Annotated in this window: 15 protein-coding genes; 6 read left to right on the top strand and 9 right to left on the bottom strand. The window is 71.1% G+C overall.

What is annotated here, in order from left to right:
• Positions 1-425: 425 nt before the first annotated feature.
• The 4 genes from OG963_RS17015 to OG963_RS17030 all read left to right on the top strand — a co-directional run bounded on the left by OG963_RS17015 (position 426) and on the right by OG963_RS17030 (position 7,254).
• Positions 426-1,118 (top strand): hypothetical protein, encoded by a 693-nt coding sequence (locus tag OG963_RS17015; RefSeq protein ID WP_093773357.1) that lies wholly within the window; start codon positions 426-428, stop codon positions 1,116-1,118.
• 235 nt (positions 1,119-1,353) lie between these two features.
• A complete protein-coding gene (locus tag OG963_RS17020) occupies positions 1,354-2,091 on the top strand; it encodes a response regulator transcription factor (RefSeq protein ID WP_006127534.1) in 738 nt (245 codons plus the stop codon).
• A complete protein-coding gene (locus tag OG963_RS17025) occupies positions 2,088-3,164 on the top strand; it encodes a HAMP domain-containing sensor histidine kinase (RefSeq protein WP_030915787.1) in 1,077 nt (358 codons plus the stop codon). The genes OG963_RS17020 and OG963_RS17025 overlap by 4 nt, the downstream gene beginning before the upstream one ends.
• A gap of 259 nt (positions 3,165-3,423) precedes the next feature.
• Positions 3,424-7,254: a multifunctional oxoglutarate decarboxylase/oxoglutarate dehydrogenase thiamine pyrophosphate-binding subunit/dihydrolipoyllysine-residue succinyltransferase subunit gene (locus tag OG963_RS17030; protein WP_093773359.1), complete on the top strand. Its 3,831-nt coding sequence runs from the start codon at positions 3,424-3,426 to the stop codon at positions 7,252-7,254.
• A gap of 95 nt (positions 7,255-7,349) precedes the next feature.
• Here OG963_RS17030 and fxsT read toward each other — a convergent pair whose 3' ends face one another.
• From fxsT to OG963_RS17070, 8 genes are all read right to left on the bottom strand, one after another.
• Complete coding sequence (gene fxsT, locus OG963_RS17035; protein ID WP_371799212.1) at positions 7,350-10,343, bottom strand: FxSxx-COOH system tetratricopeptide repeat protein; 2,994 nt, start codon at positions 10,341-10,343, stop codon at positions 7,350-7,352.
• Positions 10,344-10,433: 90 nt separating this feature from the next.
• Positions 10,434-11,819 (bottom strand): HEXXH motif-containing putative peptide modification protein, encoded by a 1,386-nt coding sequence (locus tag OG963_RS17040; RefSeq protein ID WP_371799213.1) that lies wholly within the window; start codon positions 11,817-11,819, stop codon positions 10,434-10,436.
• Positions 11,816-12,961, bottom strand: a complete 1,146-nt coding sequence (locus OG963_RS17045; protein ID WP_371126361.1) for an FxsB family cyclophane-forming radical SAM/SPASM peptide maturase — start codon at positions 12,959-12,961, stop codon at positions 11,816-11,818. Before OG963_RS17045 ends, OG963_RS17040 begins: the two co-directional genes overlap by 4 nt.
• 285 nt (positions 12,962-13,246) lie before the next feature.
• Entirely contained in the window at positions 13,247-13,450 is a 204-nt protein-coding gene (fxsA, locus tag OG963_RS17050) for an FxSxx-COOH cyclophane-containing RiPP peptide (protein WP_093772584.1), read from the bottom strand.
• 99 nt (positions 13,451-13,549) lie between these two features.
• On the bottom strand, positions 13,550-17,023 hold the full coding sequence (locus OG963_RS17055; RefSeq protein ID WP_371799214.1) for an SAV_2336 N-terminal domain-related protein: 3,474 nt from the start codon (positions 17,021-17,023) through the stop codon (positions 13,550-13,552).
• 7 nt (positions 17,024-17,030) lie between these two features.
• Positions 17,031-18,077 carry a MoxR family ATPase gene (locus tag OG963_RS17060; RefSeq protein WP_093772588.1) on the bottom strand — a complete coding sequence of 349 codons (1,047 nt, stop codon included), beginning with the start codon at positions 18,075-18,077 and terminating at the stop codon, positions 17,031-17,033.
• Positions 18,078-18,195: 118 nt separating this feature from the next.
• Positions 18,196-20,277, bottom strand: a complete 2,082-nt coding sequence (locus OG963_RS17065; protein WP_093772590.1) for a trypsin-like peptidase domain-containing protein — start codon at positions 20,275-20,277, stop codon at positions 18,196-18,198.
• Positions 20,274-20,855, bottom strand: coding sequence for a CU044_2847 family protein (locus tag OG963_RS17070; RefSeq protein WP_093929388.1), 582 nt, complete (start codon positions 20,853-20,855; stop codon positions 20,274-20,276). Before OG963_RS17070 ends, OG963_RS17065 begins: the two co-directional genes overlap by 4 nt.
• A 164-nt stretch (positions 20,856-21,019) precedes the next feature.
• Here OG963_RS17070 and OG963_RS17075 point away from each other — a divergent pair, with 164 nt between their 5' ends.
• Positions 21,020-21,205: a DUF6104 family protein gene (locus OG963_RS17075; protein ID WP_007266501.1), complete on the top strand. Its 186-nt coding sequence runs from the start codon at positions 21,020-21,022 to the stop codon at positions 21,203-21,205.
• Positions 21,206-21,259: 54 nt separating this feature from the next.
• On the opposite strand, the gene OG963_RS17080 is transcribed toward OG963_RS17075, so the two are convergent.
• Complete coding sequence (locus tag OG963_RS17080; protein ID WP_093772594.1) at positions 21,260-22,105, bottom strand: hypothetical protein; 846 nt, start codon at positions 22,103-22,105, stop codon at positions 21,260-21,262.
• A 153-nt stretch (positions 22,106-22,258) separates the two neighbouring features.
• On the opposite strand from OG963_RS17080, the gene OG963_RS17085 reads away from it, so the two are divergent.
• The gene (locus OG963_RS17085; protein ID WP_371799215.1) at positions 22,259-23,116 is read left to right on the top strand and encodes a DUF4097 domain-containing protein; all 858 of its coding nucleotides are present in this window, start codon (positions 22,259-22,261) and stop codon (positions 23,114-23,116) included.

Consider the following 23,116-nt stretch of genomic DNA (forward strand, 5'->3'; position numbering starts at 1 on the left):
GGACGACAGGGGCCCCGACCGAGGACGGGACCATCAGACGTGAAGGCTCACTGAGCCCGTACCGGCAGCGTGCGACCCCGTGGCACTCCCGGATGACCGATGCGTTCGACACCGCGCAACTGCGCAGCGCCTGCCTGTACGGCAGCATTCCGCGGGGCACAGCCATTCCCGGCGGCTCCGACCGGGAGCTGCCGCCGGCCCGCGCGCCGGACCGAAGCCGACTGCCGAGTGCGTCGCGGTGCACGGCCCGAAGGCAGCTCACCCCTGACCGAACCGCCGGCGTCCACGCGCCGGTGCGACAGCGGCGGGCGGGCCACCTGCCCTTCTGTTCCTCGCGCCCCACCCGGATGCACCGATTCCGGCTCCGCCCGCGCCGTCCGACGAGGATGGTGGGGATCCACCGCCGCCTACCGGAGACCGAGGACATGCCGACCGCCGACCGCCACACCGCTCACAGCTCCGTCACACTCGACCGCCGCGAGGGACCGTACGGGGAGGTCGTCCTGCGGGAGCGCGGGGACGACTTCGAGATCATCGCCAACGGGTGCTTTCTGATGGACACCGCGGACGGGCGCTCCGAACGGCTGCTGATCGATGCCGCACTCGCCGCGCTGCCCGCCGGGCGGACGGATCCCGCAGTACTCGTCGGAGGGCTCGGGGTCGGCTTCTCGCTGGCGCATGCCGCTGCCGAGCCGCGCTGGGGGCGGATCGCGGTGGTCGAGCGCGAGCAGGCGATCATCGACTGGCACCTGGACGGGCCACTGGCCCGGATCTCCGCCGCGGCACTCGCCGATCCGCGGACGGCGATCCTGGCGACGGACCTCGTCACATATCTGCGTACGACTACGGACCGTTACGACGCATTGTGCCTGGACATCGACAACGGACCGGACTGGACCGTCACCGAGGACAATGGAAGTCTCTACTCCGCTTCCGGTCTGGCGGACTGCCGCGAACGGCTCAACCCGGACGGGGTGCTCGCAGTATGGTCCGCGCAGCCGTCCGCCGCCTTCGAACAGGCCCTGAAGAATGCCGGATTCATTGGAGTAAGGACGGAAGAGGTGCGCGTTGCCCGTGGTGTGCCCGACGTGGTTCATCTCGCACTTCGGGACGGCTGAGGATCCCCGCCGGGCATCCGTGGCCCCCGGACGCCCGGGGGCCAAGCGCCACAAGACAGACACACCGCCGCCTGCTTGCGGCCAACCCGTTCCCGTGCCGTTACACCCTGCGTAGCCGGGAGCAGCCTGCTGGCTTTACGCTGCTGAGCGGCAAACGGGATCACCCACGAAATTCACAAGCGAAGACCGTGCGTCCGGGGGAATGACCCCCGCGAGAACGGGCAGGGGCGGGGCGATGGAACAGACACACACCACCCACAACGGTGTCGCGGCCACCCCGGGCGCGCAGCGCCGGGTGCTGGTGGTCGAGGACGACGCGACGATCGTCGACGCCATTTCCGCACGCCTGCGGGCCGAGGGCTTCCTGGTGCAGACCGCGCTCGACGGCCCCGCAGCCGTCGACGCGGCCGAGGCCTGGCAGCCCGACCTGATGGTGCTCGACATCATGCTTCCGGGCTTCGACGGCCTGGAGGTCTGCCGCCGGGTTCAGGCCGCGCGGCCGGTGCCGGTGCTGATGCTGACCGCCCGGGACGACGAGACCGACATGCTGGTCGGCCTCGGTGTCGGCGCCGACGACTACATGACCAAGCCGTTCTCCATGCGTGAACTGGCGGCCCGGGTGCATGTCCTGCTCCGCCGGGTCGAGCGCGCGGCGCTGGCCGCGGTGACGCCGCGCAGCGGCATCCTGCGCCTCGGCGAGCTGGAGATCGATCACGCCCAGCGCCGGGTCCGGGTCCGCGCGGAGGACGTCCACCTGACGCCGACCGAGTTCGACCTGCTGGTCTGCCTGGCCAACACGCCGCGCGCGGTGCTCTCCCGGGAGCAGCTGCTCGCGGAGGTCTGGGACTGGGCGGACGCCTCCGGCACCCGTACCGTCGACAGCCACATCAAGGCGCTGCGCCGGAAGATCGGCGCGGAGCGGATCCGTACCGTGCACGGTGTCGGCTACGCCCTGGAGACCCCGGCGCCATGACCCGGCCCGGCTCCGGACTGCGCCCCTTCTCGATCAAGGCAAAGCTGGGCACGCTGGTCGTGGTCTCGGTGTTCATCACCACCGGGCTGCTGATGGTGGCGGTGCGCACCAGGACCGAGCTGCGGTTCATCACGGTCTTCTCGGTGATCGCGACGCTGTTGATCACCCAGTTCGTGGCCCACGGGCTGACGGCGCCGCTGGACGAGATGACGAGAGTCGCCCGGTCGATCTCGCACGGCGACTACACCCGACGGGTGCGGGGCGCGGACCGGCGGGACGAGCTCGGTGATCTGGCCCAGACGATCAACCTCATGGCGGACGATCTGGAGGCCGTGGACCTGCACCGCAAGGAGCTGGTGGCCAATGTCTCGCATGAGCTGCGCACTCCCATCGCGGCGCTGAGAGCCGTCCTGGAGAACGTCGTGGACGGGGTCTCCGCCGCTGATCCGGAGACCATGCGCACGGCGCTGAAACAGACGGAGCGGCTCGGCAGGCTGGTGGAGACGCTGCTGGACCTGTCCCGGCTGGACAACGGGGTGGTCACCCTCAAGGCCCGCCGTTTCGAGGTGTGGCCGTATCTCTCGGGCGTGCTCAAGGAAGCGAACCTCGCCGCCTCGCACCGCCGGCTGTCCTCCGGTTCCGGGAACCACACCCGCACGGACGTCCATCTGCACCTGGACGTGTCGCCGCCCGAGCTGACCGCGCACGCGGACGCGGAGCGGCTCCACCAGGTGGTGGCCAATCTCATCGACAACGCGGTCAAGCACAGCCCGCCGCACGGCCGGGTCACGGTGCGGGCACGGCGCGGCGCACTGCCGGAGTCGCTGGATCTCGAGGTCCTGGACGAGGGTCCGGGCATTCCGGAGTCCGAGCGGCACCGGGTCTTCGAGCGCTTCAACCGCGGCAAGGTGGCGTCCCCGCACGGTCCGGGCAGTGACGGCGGTACGGGCCTGGGCCTGGCGATCGCCCGTTGGGCCGTGGATCTGCACGGCGGTCGCATCGGGGTGGCCGAATCGGCTCGCGGATGCCGGATCCAGGTCACCCTTCCGGGGACCTCTCAACCGCGCAGTTGACGCGGGACCCGAACCGGAAGGGCACGTTCTACGCATCGCCCCACGAGGGGATATGGTCCACGTGGCCGTAGCCACGGCCGCGCGTACCCGGAGTGAAGCGGAACCACGCTTGTTTCCCGCCATTTCCAGCGCCGAAACCCGCTCTTTGATGTGACTTGCACGACGAAGGCCGGCCCGGTCTGCATGGAACGGTCAAGGAGGCGTAGCCTTGATTTCCGCTGTCCATCACCTTGTGAAGCGGAAGAGGGCGGTTGCCGCCGTGTCGTCTCAGTCCCCCAGTAACTCGAGCATCTCGACCGACCAAGCCAGCCCGGGTGCAAACCCGGCTGCCGCTTTCGGCCCCAATGAGTGGCTCGTCGACGAGATCTACCAGCAGTACCTCCAGGATCCCAATTCGGTCGATCGCGCCTGGTGGGACTTCTTCGCCGACTACAAGCCGGGTACGTCCGGCACGGCGGACAAGCCCGTTCCCGGCGCCGCAGCCGCGGGGGCTGCGGTAACTCCGGCCCCGGCTGCCACCGCACCGGCGCAGACCGACCACGCCGCTCCTGCGCAGCCCGTGGCCCAGGCTCCGGCTCCGGCCGCCGCACCCGCCGCCCCGGCGGCTCCCGCGGTCGCCGCACCCGCTGCCCCGGCCGCTCCGGCGAAGGCCGCGCCCGCGGCACCCGCCGCACCGGCCGCGAAGGCCCCCGCCAAGGCGGCCCCGGCCACCACGGCGGCCGAGGGCCCCGAGTACGTGACGCTGCGCGGTCCGTCCGCCGCCGTTGCGAAGAACATGAACGCCTCGCTGGAGCTGCCGACGGCCACGTCCGTCCGCGCCGTTCCGGTGAAGCTGCTCTTCGACAACCGCATCGTCATCAACAACCACCTCAAGCGCGCCCGCGGCGGGAAGATCTCCTTCACGCACCTCATCGGGTACGCGATGGTGCAGGCCCTCAAGGCCATGCCGTCGATGAACTACTCCTTCGCGGAGAAGGACGGCAAGCCGACGCTGGTCAAGCCGGAGCACGTCAACCTCGGTCTGGCCATCGACCTGGTGAAGCCGAACGGCGACCGTCAGCTGGTCGTCGCGGCCATCAAGAAGGCCGAGACGCTCAACTTCTTCGAGTTCTGGCAGGCGTACGAGGACATCGTCCGCCGCGCCCGCATCGGCAAGCTCGGCATGGACGACTTCACCGGAGTCACCGCCTCGCTGACCAACCCCGGCGGCATCGGCACCGTCCACTCGGTGCCCCGCCTGATGCCCGGTCAGGGCCTCATCATGGGTGTCGGCGCGATGGACTACCCGGCGGAGTTCCAGGGAACCTCCCAGGACACCCTGAACAAGCTGGGCATCTCGAAGGTCATGACCCTGACCTCGACGTACGACCACCGGGTCATCCAGGGCGCCGCCTCCGGCGAGTTCCTGCGGATCCTGGCCCAGCTGCTGCTCGGCGAGAACGAGTTCTACGACGAGATCTTCAAGGCCCTGCGCATCCCCTACGAGCCGGTCCGCTGGCTCAAGGACATCGACGCCTCGCACGACGACGACGTCACCAAGGCCGCGCGGGTCTTCGAGCTGATCCACTCCTACCGGGTCCGCGGTCACGTCATGGCCGACACCGACCCCCTGGAGTACCGCCAGCGCAAGCACCCCGACCTGGACATCACCGAGCACGGCCTCACCCTGTGGGACCTGGAGCGGGACTTCGCGGTCGGCGGTTTCGCCGGCAAGACGATGATGAAGCTCCGCGACATCCTCGGTGTGCTGCGTGAGTCGTACTGCCGCACCACCGGCATCGAGTTCATGCACATCCAGGACCCGAAGCAGCGCAAGTGGCTCCAGGACCGGGTGGAGCGTCCGCGCCCGAAGCCGGAGCGCGAGGAGCAGCTGCGGATCCTGCGCCGCCTCAACGCCGCCGAGGCGTTCGAGACGTTCCTGCAGACCAAGTACGTCGGCCAGAAGCGGTTCTCGCTGGAGGGCGGCGAGTCCGTCATCCCGCTGCTCGACGCCGTCATCGACTCCGCCGCCGAGGCCCGCCTCGACGAGGTCGTCATCGGCATGGCCCACCGCGGCCGGCTGAACGTCCTGGCGAACATCGTCGGCAAGTCGTACGCGCAGATCTTCCGGGAGTTCGAGGGCAATCTCGACCCGCGGTCGATGCACGGCTCCGGCGACGTGAAGTACCACCTGGGCGCCGAGGGCACCTTCACCGGTCTGGACGGCGAGCAGATCAAGGTCTCGCTGGCCGCCAACCCCTCGCACCTGGAGGCGGTCGACCCGGTCCTGGAGGGCATCGCCCGCGCCAAGCAGGACATCATCAACAAGGGCGGCACCGACTTCACGGTCCTGCCCGTCGCGCTCCACGGCGACGCGGCCTTCGCGGGCCAGGGCGTCGTCGCCGAGACGCTCAACATGTCGCAGCTGCGCGGCTACCGCACCGGCGGCACCGTGCACGTGGTGATCAACAACCAGGTCGGCTTCACCGCCGCCCCGGAGTCGTCGCGTTCCTCCATGTACGCCACCGACGTGGCACGCATGATCGAGGCGCCGATCATCCACGTCAACGGTGACGACCCCGAGGCCGTCGTCCGGGTGGCCCGTCTCGCCTTCGAGTTCCGCCAGGCGTTCAACAAGGACGTCGTGATCGACCTCATCTGCTACCGCCGCCGCGGTCACAACGAGGGCGACAACCCGGAGTTCACCAACCCGCAGATGTACACCCTGATCGACAAGAAGCGCTCGGTGCGCAAGCTGTACACCGAGTCGCTCATCGGTCGCGGCGACATCACGCTGGAAGAGGCCGAGCAGGCGCTCCAGGACTTCCAGGGCCAGCTGGAGAAGGTCTTCGCGGAGGTCCGGGAAGCCACCTCGCACCCGGCTCAGACCCATGTCCCGGACGCACAGGCCGAGTTCCCGGTCGCCGTCACCACCGCGGTCTCCCAGGAGGTCGTGAAGCGGATCGCCGAGTCCCAGGTCAACATCCCGGAGCGGATCACGGTCCACCCGCGCCTGATGCCGCAGATGCAGCGTCGTGCCGCCTCGGTGGAGAACGGCACGATCGACTGGGGCATGGGCGAGACCCTGGCCATCGGTTCGCTGCTGATGGAGGGCACCCCGGTCCGGCTCGCCGGCCAGGACACCCGCCGCGGCACCTTCGGTCAGCGTCACGCGGTCCTCGTCGACCAGGTGACCGGCGAGGACTACACCCCGCTGCTCTACCTCGCCGACGACCAGGCCCGTTACAACGTCTACGACTCGCTGCTCTCCGAGTACGCGGCGATGGGCTTCGAGTACGGCTACTCGCTGGCCCGCCCGGAGTCGCTGGTCATCTGGGAGGCCCAGTTCGGTGACTTCGTCAACGGCGCGCAGACCGTCGTCGACGAGTTCATCTCCTCGGCCGAGCAGAAGTGGGGCCAGACCTCCGGCGTCACGCTGCTCCTGCCGCACGGCTACGAGGGCCAGGGCCCGGACCACTCGTCCGCCCGCCCGGAGCGCTTCCTCCAGATGTGCGCGCAGGACAACATGACGGTCGCCATGCCGACCCTCCCGTCGAACTACTTCCACCTCCTGCGGTGGCAGGTGCACAACCCGCACCACAAGCCGCTGATCGTCTTCACCCCGAAGTCGATGCTCCGTCTCAAGGCGGCGGCGTCGAAGGCGGAGGAGTTCACCACCGGCGGCTTCCGCCCGGTGATCGGCGACGACTCGGTCGACCCGAACGCGGTTCGCAAGGTCGTCTTCTGCGCCGGCAAGGTCTACTACGACCTGGAGGCCGAGCGCGAGAAGCGCGGTGTCACGGACACGGCGATCATCCGTCTGGAGCGCCTGTACCCGCTGCCGGGTGCCGAGCTCCAGGCCGAGATCGCCAAGTACCCGAACGCCGAGAAGTACCTGTGGGCCCAGGAGGAGCCGGCCAACCAGGGCGCCTGGCCGTTCATCGCCCTGAACCTGATCGACCACCTGGACCTGGCCGTCGGCGCCGACGTCCCGCACGGTGAGCGCCTGCGCCGCATCTCGCGGCCGCACGGCTCCTCCCCGGCGGTCGGCTCGGCCAAGCGGCACCAGGCGGAGCAGGCTCAGCTGGTCGCCGAGGTCTTCGAGGCCTGATCAGCGACTGTACGAACCGGAGGGCCCGGCCCCGCGAGTGATCGCGGGGCCGGGCCCTCCGGCGTGTGCGGGGTGCGGCGGTCTCCGGCAGGACGTCAGATCAGCTGCGGCTCGAAATCCCAGAAGGGCCGGTTGCGCGAACGCGCCGAGACCGTGTGCACGTGCTGCGCACCCAGCGTCGAGACCAGGTCACCCAGCGCTTCGCTCTCCACCTTGTCGGCCCGGCGCCGGTCCCGGGTGCCGCGCAGATCCGCCGCGTACGCGATCCGGGCGGACAGGCTGAGCGGATGCGTGCGGCCGAGTGCCTCGGCGGCACGTGCGATGACCGATTCCGTCAAGGACGCCGCGGACTCCGGCTCACCCACGAGGTTGCGCAGCGCCGAGGCGTTGATGGCGACGCCGAGGGTCCACGGGTGGTTCTCACCGACGGCGCGCGTCATGTCCACGAGCGCGTTCTCGCCCAGGACGTGCGCCTGTTCGCGCTCTCCGACGTTGCGCAGAATCAGGGCATGGTTGGAGCGGACCCCCGCTACGTACGGGTGGTTCTCGCCGAGCATCCGTACGTACCCGTCGACGACGCGTTCGCTTATCGCCCTCGCCTGGTCGATGTCCGCGTGCTCGCGGGCGAAGCAGCTCTGTCCGGCCGCGAACATCATGGTGAGGGGGTCGTCCTCGCCGAGCACCCGTTCGCTGCGCTCGAGTACGCGGGTGAAGAGGGACGCCGCTGCGGCCCGGTCGCCACCTCGGTAGAGACACAGGGCCAGATTGTGTTCGGACAGGAGCGTCTGCGGGTTGTCCTGGCCCAGGACGATGTGGTGCATGCGGGTGCTGCGTGTCTGGAGGGACTCGGCCTCGGCGTACCGGCCCAGGAGTCGCAGATCGGTCGAGTAGTTGATCTCGGAGCTCAGCGTCCAGCCGTGGCGGTGGCCCAGGCGGTCCCGGTGCTTGTCCAGGGTGCGCCGGTTGAGCTCCCGCGATTCCTCGTAACGGCCGAGCAGACGGAGCGAAATGGCCAGGTTGTTCTGGGCGGTGATGGTGCGGGAGTCGTCGCCGAGGATTTCGCGGTAGGAGTTCAGCAGCCGCTGGGACATCTCCAGGGCGTCCTCGTACCTGCCGAGTCCTCGGAGGTCCGCGGCAAGGCCGTTGCAGGCCCGGAGGAATTCCAGGTCCCTCTCGCCCCGCTCCGTGCGCAGATGGTCCACCGCGGCCTGCTCCATGGCTGCGGTCTCCGCGTAGTTGCCCACGGACCGCAGCAGGTTGGCGTAGTTGTAGCTGAGGTCCCAGATCCGCGGGTGGGTCTCGCCGAGCAACTCCTTCCAGGCGGTCATGGCCCGGCCCGCAAGCTTGATACCCGCCCGGTACTCCCCGGAGAAGTACATGTAGCGCAGGCAGTTGAGCACCAGGGTGTGCACGGCAGGATCGGTGCTGCGCAGGACATCGGCCCATTTGAGGTGGGGTGTGATCTCGGCGTAGGCGGGCCACTGCCGGGAGTCGATGGGCCGGCCGGGGTCCGCCGCCGTGAGGGCGCGCCGTACGACGCCGGCGAACTCCTCCCGGTCCCGCTCCGGCATGTCCTTGCCGATGATCTGGTGCACCATGCGGTGCAGGTAGACGGATTCCCCTGCGATGGACACCTCGTCGTCGGAGGACTCGTGGGACTCGAGCCGGACCACGGAGTACTGGCGGAGCTGGCTGATGGCACGGTTCCACAGCAGCGGGTCGTTCATCAGCCCGGCCAGTTGCTCGGGCAGATCGCCGGCGGGCATGTCCTTCAGCAGCCGCACCGGAATCGAACCGGGTGCGAAGAAGCTGCACAGGCGCAGCAGGTCGACGGACTCGGGGACGGTCTCCCTGAGCTTGTTCAGCAGTATCGACCATGCGGTCTGGAAGGCCAGCGGGAAGTCCGCGGACACCTTGACCACGTCCTGGTCGATGCCCCCGGCCAGGAGTTCGATGTACTCCTCGACCGACATGTCGGAGTCGTTGAGCCAGCCCGCCGTCTGGTCGAGCAGGAGGGGCAGATCCTCCAGGGCTTCGGCGAGCCGGTCCGCGTCGGAAGGGGTCAGCCGGGGCGCACGGCGGCGGATGAACGAGACCGACTCGTCCCTGCTGTAGACCGGGACCTCGACGAGATTGCTGTTGTGCTCACCCCACTCGGGGTTGCGCGAGGTGATCAGCACATGGCCGGGGCCGGTCGGCACCAGGTCCCAGATGTGCTCGGGCTCGTCGGCGCCGTCCAGGACGAGAAGCCAGTGGGAATACGGATCGCCGCGCCGCAGGGAGTCGCGGACCGCCCGGAGCCGTTCGCCGTACTCGGCACCGGTGGGCAGACCGAGTTCGGGGGCGAGTTCGGCGAGTTTCTGGCGATACAGGGCTCGGCGGTCGGCCGGTACCCACCAGACCACGTCGTACTCGGACCCGAACCGGTAGACGTACTCGGCGGCCAGCTGCGTCTTCCCCACGCCGGACATCCCGTGGAACGTGATGACGCCGGCACCGCGTCCGGCTCCCTGGAACGCGTGATACGTGTCGCCCAACAAGCGCTCGCGTCCGGTGAAGCGTGTGTTGCGACGGGGAACTCCGCCCCAGACCTCGGGGGTGTCCGCCGGGAAGCGCGGCCCGGGCCTGGTGTCCGCCTGGTCTGGCAGTGGGTCCGTGGGCAGGGAGAGGCTGACCAGCATGCGGCGTTCGGCCTCGGCGGCGCCGACGTTGGTGAGATCGGCGGCTCCGAAGACGGAGGTGGCGGCAGGCAGCGCGGACGTGGTGAGCGAGACCGCGGCGAAGCGCTCGCGGTCGAGTGCGACGACATTCCGCAGCGCCCTGTTCCACTCGTCATGGCTCCGAGGGCCGAGCTGGAAGTACCACTCGCTGAGGACGACGAGGATGCGCCCCGGAGCAAGCATCAGATCCTGGAGCGATTCCTCCAGCGTGGCATCGTCCTGCGGATCCCAGCGCTGGTAGACGACATGCACTCCGCGCCGTTCGAGACGGTCCCCGATCCAGGCTGCCCAGGCTCGGTTGAATCCGGCGAAACTGATCGTGACGGATTGCGTCCCCGATGCTTCAACTTGCTTACCTGCTAGGGGCATTCAGCCGTCTCCCTGCATCATTACAAGCCCTACTAACTTATCATCAGGAAAGGTCGGTGACGGTGAATCACTGCCACGCGGGCGCCGCCGTCACACACGACCGGAGTCGTTCCTCTGCTGCCATATCACGCGGGCCGTGCTCACATAGGCGCGCGCGCGGGCCAGGTGGCCTACCGGAGGCGGACAATCCGCCAGACGGTGGTAGAGCGTGATCAATTCATTGACGACGACCCTTCCCTCCGGCGTGAGCGCGCCGGAGCCGGCGAGGACCGGCAGAACCGCACCGGTCTGTTCCCGGCTGCGTGTGTGTTCGGTCCAGGCGAGGTCGCGCAGCCCGGCGCTCTGCGCGCCGAGCGCACACCGCTGCCAGAAGTCTGCGAGCGCGAGATGGGCGTACGCGCCCTGGAACAGCCCGTCGAAGGGCCGGGGGTCGGGTCGCCAGGGCGCGAAGTGACGCGGGGTCGAGTCCTCACGGTGCAGCGGAACCAGCGCGGCGAGCGCGGCCAGTTTGGTGTGCTGAAGTTCGTGCACGAGCGTCGAGGCCAGCAGGGCCGGGGAGACCGGCCTGCTGCTCAGGACGGCGCCGAACGCCTCGCGGCGGGTGCCGCTGCAGTGGGCGGGCCCGTCACCGGCACCGCCGGATCCGGGCGGCGGCGTGAGGGGGACCAGACATCGCAGCAGGGCGGCCGCCTCGGCGAGCCGGTGGGCGCCCCCGGTGTGCAGCAGGGGCGTCACGCGCGACCACCACGCCGCCCAGGCGCTCTGTTCCCCGGTGTCCCGCGGGGCGGCGTCGCCGAGACCGTGACGGCGCTGCCCGCTGCCGGACGTGCGGTAGGGGTCGAGGTCGTCGAGCGGCACGAGGACACCGCCTTCCACCAGGGCCGGAAGTGCGAGCAGGGGCAGCCAGCGCGGGTCGGCGGACTCGGCCCCGCTGCCGCCGAATCGGACGACGAGGTCCGTCGCGTCCCGCTGTCGTACCGTCAGCCACTCTCCGTCGAAATGGAGGTCGGCCTCGCCCGGGAGCGTACGCAACGAGCCGAGCGTGGGCAGCGGCAGCGTGGGGGCGACGGCAGTGAGCCGGGTGGTGAAGGGCAGCGCGGACCGGATGGCCGCCGCCGCGGCGACGGCTCCGAGGTGCGAGAGATCGGCCCCCGGCACCGGCCCGGCCCGTCCGGAGAGCAGACCGTACAGGCAACCGCGGACCCATGGGCCCACCAGCGGATAGAAGAGCACTGATCGCGCGGCGCCCCGGTCGGCTCGTTCCGCCGCCGCCAGTAGCGTCCAGTGGGTGTGGAGCCGATCGAGCCGGTCGGCGGGGCAGACGTCCACGGGCGCCTGACCGGCGGCGTCGAGCAGCGCCCGCAGGGAGGCGAGCCTGCGGGTGTGCTGGTCCCGGACGAGCAGATCGAGTGCCTCGGGCCCTCCTCCGGTCCGGCCCAACTCGCGCAGGAACCGGTCGGGGACGGCGGAGGTCATGCGGGGGCTCCCGCGGTCGCGTCGGACAGCCCGGCAGCGACATGGCGGATCAGCCGGTCGAGGTCGGCGCAGTAGACGGAGGGGTTGATGAAGCCGTGTCCGGCACGGTACCGGTGGGCGTAGTGACCGCCGCCGCAGACCGTGAGCAGCGGGCAGGAACGGCATGTGGCGGCCAGCGCATCGGCGCCCGCCTGACGTGCGGCGACCCCCGGGTGACGCAGGGCCCGGTCGAAGCTGTGCCGGAAGACGTCGAGTCCGGTGGCGGCTGCCGTGTCGTAGGCCGATTTGAGGGAGTCGACCTGTTCGATCGCCCCGTCGGTCTCCACGACCACGGCGTTGAGCGGATCGAGGCCGAGGGCCTCGGCCGCGGCCGGCAGCCCGAGCAACAGCGCGAGACATTCCTCGAAGAGCCGTATCCGGGTCTCACGTCGTCCGGCCGGCCACCAGCGGTCGAATACGGCGCACAGCCAGTCGCCGTACGGGGTGGGCCGGCCACCGGTCCGTCGCACTCTCGCTGCCGTGGCGTCCCGCGGCCGGACGCCGGACATTCCGGGGGGTGGCGCGGACCAGTTCCCGTGCGGCAACAACAGGTCCAGGGTGGGCGGGCGGAGGTCGAGGAGCGAGGCGTACATCTCGACGGGATCGCTCTGCAGGTCGACCACGGTGAGGATGCCTGCGTAGGTCTCGGGATGGTGGTCGGCGAGGAGGCGTGCGCCCCGCAGAGCGGCGGGCCAGGACGGCCGGCCCGCGTGGTCGACGCGCTGGGTGTTGTGGGCGGGCAGACCTCCGTCGAGGCTGATGCCGACCCGGATGCCGGCGCCGGCCAGGGTCGCGATGCCGGCGTCGGTGAGCAGCGTCGCATTGGTCTGCACGGTGGTGTGCAGGACGCAACCGTCGGGAAGCCCCTCACGTACCCGGTCGGTGAAGGCCGCCAGCCGTCCGGCGCCGACCAGCAGGGGTTCGCCGCCGTGCAGTACGAGGGCCACCTCGGTCAGCCGGTGGGTTGCGGCGTGCTCGGCGATGCGGGACGCGGTGTGCTCCAGGACATCGGCCGGCGCCGCGGCCGGGCGGTCACGCCAGGTCCGGTCCGGCCCCGCGTACAGGTAGCAGTACCGGCAGGCGAGGTTGCAGCGGCCGTGCATCTTGACGATGAACTGCCCGAAGGGCACCGCGCCGTGGCGTTCGGGCCCGGTGTCGGACGACGCGTGCGTGGTCGTCTGTCGAGACACGCCGGCCCCCTCGCTGTGCGACCCACGACACGCTCTGCCGGACGGCCCCCGCCCTCGAGAGGAGTCTCTCTGGCCCGGCTGAACCGCAAACACCCCCCTGGCGAGGTTGCCCTGTTCGCTGGGGTGGACGGCCGAAACCGGTCGGGTCGCCCTCCCGGCACGGGTCCGTCTCCCTGCCGGGGAGTACGGCCCGACCGTTCAAAGGGCGCTCTGGAAACCCCACAGCATCTCCCCCGGCCGTTCGGAACGACCGCGCAGGTCCTCGATCACCGCCTTGAGGACCGGATGGTCCACGGTGCGCAGCGTCTCGAGATCGATCTCCAGCAGGTCGGGGAGGACCCCGGTGCCGCGCTCCGGCACCTGTGTCGGGCTTGCCTCGTCCTTACGTGCGGACACGCTCATCACCGCTCCCGGTTACGTCGTACTCGACTCACTGCCCTGCGCTCGTCCGTGGGCGCAAGGCACCTGGTGTTCCGGTTGCGAACGCACGCCTTTGTGCGCTCATCGTTCAAGTTCGGCAAGGCGGGCCGCAGTCGCCTCACCCGCCGCGCCACCGCCGTCCGGCATCGTGCGCCACTCCTGGGCAGCCGCTCGGTAGGCCTCACGTGCCGCTCGGGGCCGATCTGCCTCTTCATACGTCATACCCCGACAGTGGTTGGCCTGAGCACTCAACTCCACTGCTTGTAGGAACTGTTGCGGATTCTCCCGCTCGGCTGCGGCCGTCCGGGCCGACTCGGCTGCGTCCCGGAACGCCTCGGCCGCCTCGTCCAGCCGCGCCGGCCGGCGCAGCACGTGGTACGCGTCGACGTGCGACCGGCCGAGTTCCAGCAGACACCGGGCGGCGGTCAGCGGATCGCGCGCTTCCCGGGCCGCGAGCCCGAAGAGATGCTCGGCCTCCCGCAGATCGACCCGGTCCTCGGTGGCCCGGTGGCGCAGCATGAGAGCCCGGCCGAGCATGAGCAGCCGGTCCGCCTGGCTGTCGCTGTCCGAAGGGGTCTCTGTGCGGCAGTCGCGCAGGATGCGCACTGCCGTGCCGATGTACGGCCGCCCGTCGGGCAGTTCGGCACGACGCAGCATGATCTCGCCCCATTCGGCGAGCAGATCCGCGTGGGCCCGGGAGTCCCTCGGCATCCCGCGGGCGGCCCGGCCGAACCACTCCGCCGCGAGGCCGAGTTCGTCCGCGTCACCGGTGTGCTCGTACCGGGCCGCGCTAACCCGGCCCGCTCTGAGCTGCAGCAAGGCGCGCGTGCGCTGGTCGCGTACGGTCGCAAGTGCCTGCTCGACCAGGGTCGCTGCCTCATCGGGCTCGGTGCCCGAGGCCAGCAGGGCGTCCACCAGGTCCAGCAGGATGCGTGTCTGCGCGCCGCCCATGGTGTGCTCGCCCCCCTCCCCGGAGAGCACCTTGCGCAGCGACCGGGCCCCCTGTCCCGCGTAGAGCCGGGACTGCTCGGGGTCGGCCGTCGCCCGGGCCAGATGCAGAAGTGTGCGGCCGTGCGCCAGCGCCAGGCTCATCGGGCGGTTCTCCTGATCGGGCCAGACGTCGGCGAACGCCTCCAGCATGCCCACCGCCCCCTGCAGCAGGGAGCTGTCGCCGCTGAGCCGCCATTGCGCCTCCATCGCCCGCACCCGCTCCAGGGTGAGCCGCAGCGCCTCGGCGGGGTCTAGCCCGGCCGCCGCACAGGCGATCGTGTACTCGGCGTCGGCGCGGCGCAGGAGATTCAGCGCCCCGCGCCGGTCGCCGCGCCGCCGCCGGTCGTCGGCCGCGGCGTGCAGCACCTTGGCCAGCACGGCCCGCTCGCGTGCCGCCCCGGGCTGCGCGGCGGCGAGTTCCGCGGCGTGCTCGGCCTCGCGCAGCAGCTCACTGCCGCCCTGGACCTCCCACAGCCGCAGCACGCACCGGGCGTACTCGGCCCAGAGTTCCGGGTCGGCGCCAGGCCGCTCCTCGTGTTCGGTGGCGCCCCGCAGCAGCTGCACGGCGTCGATCAGGTACTGCACCATGCTGTCCGTGTCGAAATGGCGCAGGAGCGCGCGGGCGCTCTCCACCGCCGTGTGCGTCGTGCGGTCGGTGGCGCCGTGGCCGCGCCGGTCGCCGTAGAGCGCGAACTGCTCTGGCAAGGGCATGAAACGCTCCAGTACGCGGGCCGCGACCTCGGCGAAGGGGTGAGGGACGCGCGACCCGCTTCCACCCCTCTCCCCGCTCTCGTCACCCTCTTCGCTCTCCCCGTGCTCGCCGAAGCCGCCGCCGTGCGTGCGCGGCCCGATGTCCGTGACGTACGAGGAGGTGCCCCTGCCCTCCCCGAGCTGTGCGTACGCCAGCGCGGGAAAGTTCGGCCCGCCCTTGCCGAACCGCTGTTCTATGTACTCCGAGCAGTGCTTGAGCACGAGCAGTGCCTCATCCCGTCCCAGCGGTCCGAGCAGCGCCTCCTGGACACCGGGTGCGAACTCGTACCACTGCCCCATGCCCGTGACGTCGGCCCTGCTGCGCGACAGCAGGCCGCTGAGCAGCACCTCGGCAAGCTCGGAGGGGCCCGAATCGGGCAGCATCGTCCGCTGCACCAGTTGCATCACCGGTAGGTAGAGCGGGGCCGCGGCGAGATAGACCGCCAGCTGTCCGGCGACCGGGGAGGCCGTCGAACGGAAGCGGCTGACCAACTGGAGCGACGACATCCGGTCGCCCGGACGCGGCGCGGGGGCCGCGGGCTGGTCTCCCCTGACCCAGCCGACCGCTCCGGAGATGCGACCGGCGCCGGTGCCGGAGAGCAGCCTGGCCCAGGCGGCGAGCGCGCCCGCCACCGGCGGCAGTACGGGGACGGCGAGGGCGCCGGGACGGGTGGTGGGCACACCGCCGGCCTCCTCGGTGACTTTCAGCACGGCGGCGCCGGAGAGCCCTTCGCCACGGGAGAGCGCGCCGTAGGTGACCGGCAGTCGGGTGCGGTTCCACATGCGCTGCGGCAGCGGCTGCAGTACGGCGGTCGGGGCCTGCCGGGCCAGCTGATGCAGCAGTCGGTGGGCCCGCCCGCTGTGCCAGAGCGGTCCGGCGCAGTCACTGACGAGTACGGTGACCCGGCGGCCGGTCGGATCGCTGAGCCGGTCCGCAGAGTTCAGTGGTGCGGCGGCCGGGTCCGGACTTCGGCTGACCGCGCAGGAGCCGTCGGGCCCGCGGTGCAGATAGCGCACCTGGACATCTCTGAATGCCCCCAACTGACTGAATACCTGTTGGAGTTCACCGAACATCCGGTCCCAGACGCGCATCGACGACGAGGCGTCCATGACGAACTGCAGGAGTGCGTCGGCCCGGGAGACACCACGGAACACCGGAATGATCAACCCGCCTGCCCTGGCGCTCAGTTCCGCGGTGGCCGTCTCGTCCAGGACGCGGCGCGTGGGGGGCGAGGCGGGGCGGTAGCGCTGCAAGGGGCGTAAGGCACGCTGGAGTTCGAGGGGCGCGGGGAGTGCGGGTGCGGCAGGCACGCCGAGGGTGAGGGTGGTGGCGGTGCGGCCCGCACGGCCGCGTAAGCCGTCCTCCTCATCGCTGCGCACGCCGTCCTGTGCCGCCGCGTTCGGCAGCGGTACGGGGTACAGGGAGATGCGGTGGTCGGTGTCCCCGGGGTCCTCCTGCGCGGCGCCGTCGTCGACCGGTGCGGTGTCCGTGGTGACGCCATGCGCGTTCGCGGGCCGGACGGACGGCGTGGCCGGCCGTTCGCCGGGCAGCCGACCGTGTGAGGACGCACCGGTGACGCCGCTCTCCTCCTCCCCCTCGGGTGCGTCGGGTCGGCGGGTCCACCGGGCGAGCCAGAGGGCGTCGCAGAGCTGTTCGGCATCGGGGTCGAGTCCGGCCTCGCGCAGCCGGGCCACGAGTGCGGGCAGCAGATCTCCCGCGTAAGGCTCCGGCGCCCGCCCTTCCGGCTCCGAGCCAGGCTCCGAACCCGGAAGTGGACCGCCTTCCGGATCATGCCGTGCCGCGGCATGGGGCATCAGCTCATCACCTCGGCCGGTCGAGTCGCTGGATCAGCAGGTCGGCGAGCCGGTCCCGGCCGGCCGGGGCAGCGGCGTCGGTGAGGTAGATCGCGTTCAACAACTGGTCGGTGGCGAGGAGTTCGCTGCGTGACCGTTCCAGGAAGTGGGCGATGAGATCATCCCCGGAACGCGCCGCCTCGTCGCCGAGATGGGCGCGGACGAAGGTGGCCAGCCGCTGGTGGTCGGGGCGCCCCAGCTCCAGGTGGATGCAGCGGCGCATCAGTGGGGCCGGGAAGTCGCGTTCGCCGTTGCTGGTGAGCACGACGAACGGGAAGGCCGCGCACTGCACCCGGCCGTCCTTGACCGTCACTCTGGTGCCGTCGTCGGTCAGCACCTCGGCCTCCCCGTCAGGCAGCCGGTCGGCGATCCGCTCCAGTTCGGGGATGCCGAACTCGCCCTCCTCCAGCACGTTCAGGAGGTCGTTCGGCAGGTCGATGTCGCTCTTGTCGAGCTCGTCGATGAGCAGCACACGGGGCCGGTCGGAGGGCAGCAGTGCGGTGCCGAGGGGGCCGAGGCGGATATAACTGCCGACGTTGTCCGCCGCGTCGGCTCCGGGCCTTCCGGTAGCGGCGCTGTGCGCGGCGATCTGCACGTCCTGCAGCCTGGCGATCGCGTCGTAGTGGTAGAGGCCGTCAAGGAGGGTGGAGCGGCTGACGATGGGCCAGCGCAGGACCCGGCCGAGCCCGAGTTCATGGGCGACGGAGTGCGCCAGCGTGCTCTTTCCGGCACCGGGGCTGCCGGTGACCAGCAGCGGACGACGCAGATAGAGCGCGGCGTTGATCATTTCGAGCTCCTCGGCGCCGGGCCGGTGGAGTTCGGCGAGGTGCCGGTGGCCGCCGAGCCGTCGGGTGGCCGAGCCGTCGGTGAGCGCACCGTCATCGTCCGCGTCGTCGGAGTCCGGGGCGCCGCGGCCCGCGAAGTCACGCCACGGGGGCGGGGGCGGCAGCTGTTCGATACCCCCGTGCGGTTCGCCGGCCCCTCGGTAGATGAGCCACTCGCTCGGTTCATTCATAGCGTGTTCCTCGTCGTCACTCGTCCGCCAAGGCGTCTTTGAGGGGCAGCAGCCGTCGACCGTGCCTCACGGTAGCGATCCGGGCACTCCCCCGTAAGGGGCGCACCGGCGCGCCCGTTCACGGCGCCTCCAGGAGCTGACCCGAGCCGGGCAGAGAATAGTGCGGATCGTCATAGAACAGGGCAATACCGTCCGACCAGTACGTCTCCGTGCGACCCGCGCGCACGCCCTGTCTCAATTCGTGGATCTTCTGCGGCAACCGGTCGGAGGTGCGGACCTCCGCGACGGTGTCGGCCGCGCGCCGGTGGAATTCCGTACAGACCGCGTCGGCCTCACCCGTCCGCCGCCACAGGGCCACACCGAAGCCGCCTTCGAGCACCCGCACCAGTCCGGCCGCGGTCTCCGGGCCCGGCCGGTCGCCGTACCGGCAGAGCACCGGCACGGTCTCGTGCGCCAGGGCGTGCAGCGCCGTCAACTCCGGTACGCGGACGGCCATCCCGTCCTCGCAGTCGACGACCTCGGCCTGCATCGAGGAGTTCCTGGTGCTGTTCCAGCGGGTCCGGCGCAGCCGGTCCAGTTCATCGGTCGGCTGCCCCCGCTCCGAGCGGCGGACGACCACCGGACGTACGACGCCGAGCGGCAGCCCGTCGGGGGTCACCTGCCAGCCGTCGACGTCCAGGCCGAAGAGCGCCGGTACGACCGCGACCTGGAGCACGGCGGGGCTGTCCGGTTCGTCGCACCGCCTGAAGGCCTCGGCGAGCGGGGCGGCGAGCCGCTCCGGCAGGGCGCCGAGCCCCGTGCCCTGGCTGTCCTCGGCGACGGGCAGGACCTCCCCGGTGGGGCGGGCGACGCCGATCCGCCAGTCGTACAGGTCCCGTTCCCAGCCCCGCGGCTCCAGCTCCAGCAGGACGAAGGCGCGTTCGCCGTACCGGGCGGGCTCGTTCGTCGGGGCGGGGGCCCGTTGGTGCTCCTGGTCCCGGCGCTGCCGTACGGCGCGCCAGTGCAGCACGAGTTCCTGCCGGAAATCCCGGGAGAGGTCCTCGTCGGCGACCCGTTTCACCCATTCCCAGAGGGACTTCGTGGCGGTGCGGGTGGAAGGCACGTCGAAGGGGCGGTCGGCGGCGAGGACGCCCATGCAGTAGCGCAGGACGAGTTCGAGCGCGGCGTCGCGGTCGCGGACGCGTGCGTCGTACAGCGAGCCGAGGCCGTCGCGCCACCCGCGCGGCGCCGGGCGGAGGTCGCGCGCGTGGACGTTCGGCAGGCCGTCGAGGAGCGCCAGCAGATTGCGGGTGCTGACCGGGGGCGGGAACTCGGCGAGCCTGCCCAGCAGATCGATCCGCCGCTTGGGGCTGAGCACCCGGCCGGGCGGCCCGGGCAGGTCGCTCTGCACATCGGCCCAGGTCCGCTCGGTGGAGGCGGGGCTGTTGTGCCGGTCGGCGTGGTAGCGGTCGTGGGCGTGGAAGACGGCCTGGTACGTATCGTCCGACTCGGTCTCCACGGGGCCTGCGGGGACCGTCAGGGAGCGCAGCCGCTCGATGCCTACGGCGGTGCCGCCCTGGTGGTCGTCGAGCCGCGACTTGATCACGCCGACCACCTCGCCCCGGGCCACGTCCACGACGGGGCCGCCGGACATTCCGGGCTCCAGCCAGTCCCCGTCGAGCCGGATCTGCTGGTCGGCGTCGGCCCAGCCGCCGTACGTGCCCTTCACCTCGCAGTCACCGCTGAGCGTCGTCAGCCCGCCGCCCGGCGAGGGCGCCCAGCCCACGCAGCGGACCTTGCGGCCGCGGAGCATGGCCTCCGAGCGCTCGGTGACGTACACACAGGTGTGTTCGACGGGCCGCCGGAGCTGGATGAGCGCGAGGTCGGGAGCGGGCCAGCCGGTGGCCCCGGCGGGCCGGCTCTCGGGCAGTGCGGCGAGCACCACACCGGGCACCTCGGTGAGCTCGGCGCTGTACGGATCGGCCCTGAACAACACGTTCACCTCGCGCCCCTCCCCCCGCATGGCCACATGCGCGCACGTGAGGACCCAGCTCGGGGCGATGAAGAAGCCGCTTCCCAGGAATCCCTGGCCGGGTCCGTCAGTGGCATACCCGGCACCCGGGCGATGGATGCGTACGGTGGCGTCCCGCACGAGGTCCATGAGCGCGGTCTCAGCCTGGCCCGGACCCCCCTCCGCGCCCCCGCCGGCCTCCTGCGTCATGACCCGCCGCCGTCAGCGGCCGCGGCCGCATCGGGATGCGCCGGTGCGCCGGCGGGTGCCCCGGCGGGCGGCGACGGGGGCGCGGGCTCCGGTTGTACGGGGGGAGCCGAAGGCACCGGGGGCGCCTGGGCCGCAGGTGGCGTGGACGGGATCGGGGGCGCGGCCGGTGCGGCGGCCTGTGCGGGCACCTGGGGCGTGATCGGCGGATCGACGGGCGGTCCGCCGCCGTTCCAGGTGAGCGTGACCTTGATGGCGCCCTTGGCCTCCCCGTCCGCGAGGAGCCCGACGACCTTGCCCGCCTTGGCGGTGAGCTCGATGCCGAATTCGACACTGACCTCGTCCGGCTGCACGGCCCGCAGCGGCCCGGCGAGCGACCGCGCGACGCCGGTCACCACCCCCTGCAGGCTCTCCACCCGGGCCTGCACCTGGTCGGCGAAGTCCGAGAAGCCGGTGTCCGTGTAGGACAGGCCGCTGCCGGCCGGCGTTCGCCGAAGTTCCTCGGCCCCGGAGATCCGCGCCCAGACCGGCGTACCGTCCGGCAGCTCGATGCGCGTGATACGGGCCTCGCTGTCGCTCATGGCACCCCCCGTTCCCTGAACTCCCCGCAGGCTAACGGCAGTACGTGACCGACGCGAGGCACATCGGTCATGACACCTGGTCGGGGCACGCCGGTTCCAGGGGCCGTCCTCATCGTCGCGCGGGGCCCGGTCGGGGGCGCTCACCAGGCATTAAACTTGCCGCCATGTACTTCACCGACCGTGGCATCGAGGAGCTGGAGAAGCGGCGCGGCGAGGAGGAGGTCACCTTCGAGTGGCTCGCCGAGCAGCTGCGTACCTTCGTCGATCTCAACCCCGACTTCGAGGTTCCCGTCGAGCGCCTCGCGACCTGGCTCGCCCGGCTCGACGACGAGGACGAGGACGACGAGTAGAGCGACGCGAGGAGCCCTGGTGCCCCCGTCGGCAAGCTTCACCCCGTCACGGCACTAGGGTCCGCCGTCCCGGATCCGGTCGTACGCGAGGCCGGCCGTCCCGTGCGCGAGCAGCAGTGCCCCCGCGAAGGCCCACCCTCCACTGCGTCGCCCGATCCCCCAGGCGACGAGCGGGAGACCCGCGGCGAGCTGGGCCGCGGCGAGTGCACGTGCCCTGGGGCCGCGCACCCACGGGCCGAGGCCGCTGTTCTCGACCGCGTCGAGTTCCAGCTTCACCGCATCGAGCCAGCCCGCCCACGCGATCCGTTGCGTTTCGGGCCGGCCGTCGGCCGCGGTGTGCAGCCGGTCGGCGGGTTCGCCGGGTTCGAGGCCCGGCGGGAGCATCACGCCGATGCGGGCGAGGACGGCGATCAGCCCGCGCAGCCGGGTACGGGCGTCCGCCCCGGGGTCGGGCCGGGTCAGCGCTTCGAGTTGCTGGATGTCCATCACGGGATCGAGGCCGAGCCGGGCGGCGAACGTACGCATCGCCTCGTCCTCCCCGGCCGGGGTGCCGTCCGTCAGCCAGACGTAGCCGACGGGCCGCCGGAAGCCGGACGCGAGTGTGTAGCCCGCCCGGTCGCCGTCCCACCACAGCGCGAGCACCGGCCAGGTCGAACCGACCGCGAGTGCGGTGGCCCAGCCGGCCAGCACACTGTCGACCGGTTGCTCCCCCTCCGCCTCCGCCACGCTCAGCTTTTCCTGCCTGTCCTGCCAGGGCGTGCCCTCCGGGACGAGGACGCTCCACTCGTCCCCGGCGGGCGCGAGCAGCATCCGCTCGCGCAGCAGATGGGCCACCGGCCGCACGGATCCGGGCCCGGCCCGGCACAGCAGCAGCGCGCCCACGGATGATGTCGCGTTCATGCCCCACACCGTATGGCAATTTGCCCGGATTTGGCGGCCTTTGATCGATCCGCGGCACCCCATCCCTCTTGACTTCCCCTATCCGCGATATATCGTGTTGCGCAAGAGACGCGATATGTTGCGTCGCGCCGCGTTCCCCGGGAGGTCAGATCCATGCCTGTGTCGACGTGGGCCATCACCGCGCCTCAGAAGCTGACCTTCGACGAACCGGTGACGTCGCTGAATGTGCGCATCGTCAACGGCACGGTCAATGTCGTGGGCACCGAGGAGCCGACCGCCCGGCTGGAGGTCTCCGGGATCGAGGGCCCGCCGCTCATAGTGACGCAAGAGGGCGGCACCCTCTCCGTCGCCTACGAGGACCTGCCCTGGCACGGCTTCCTGAAGTGGTTCGACCGCAAGGGGTGGCACCGCAGCGCGGTCGTCTCGCTCGCCGTGCCGGCCGGGTCGACGGTGGAGGTCGGCGTGGTGGGAGCCGGGGCGTTCGTGTCCGGCATCCGGGGGCGTACGGACGTGCGGGGCGTCAGCGGCGACACCACGCTTGCCGGCCTGGCCGGGGCGGTCCGGGCGGACACGGTCTCGGGCAATGTGGAGGCCCAGGCCGTCACCGGCGACCTCCGCTTCAAGTCGGTCTCCGGCGATCTGACGGTCGTCGAGGGCGCCGGGGCCTCCGTACGGGCCGATTCGGTCAGCGGAGACATGGTGCTGGACCTGGACCCGACCGGGAAGCCCACGGACATCCGGCTGACCACGGTCTCCGGCGAGGTGGCGATCCGGCTGCCGCACCCGGCGGACGCGAGGGTCGAGGCGAGTACGGCGAGCGGCACCGTCTCCAACGGCTTCGAGGACCTGCTGGTCAGCGGCCAGTGGGGGGCGAAGAAGATCACCGGAACGCTCGGCGCCGGTACCGGAACGCTGAAGGCCACGACCGTCTCGGGATCGATCGCCGTGCTCCGCCGTCCACCGGCCGAGGAAGATCCGTACGACGCCGAGCCGACCGGAAAGGTGCTCTGA

Origin of the sequence: Streptomyces sp. NBC_01707, assembly GCF_041438805.1 — a bacterium.
Taxonomy (GTDB): domain Bacteria; phylum Actinomycetota; class Actinomycetes; order Streptomycetales; family Streptomycetaceae; genus Streptomyces.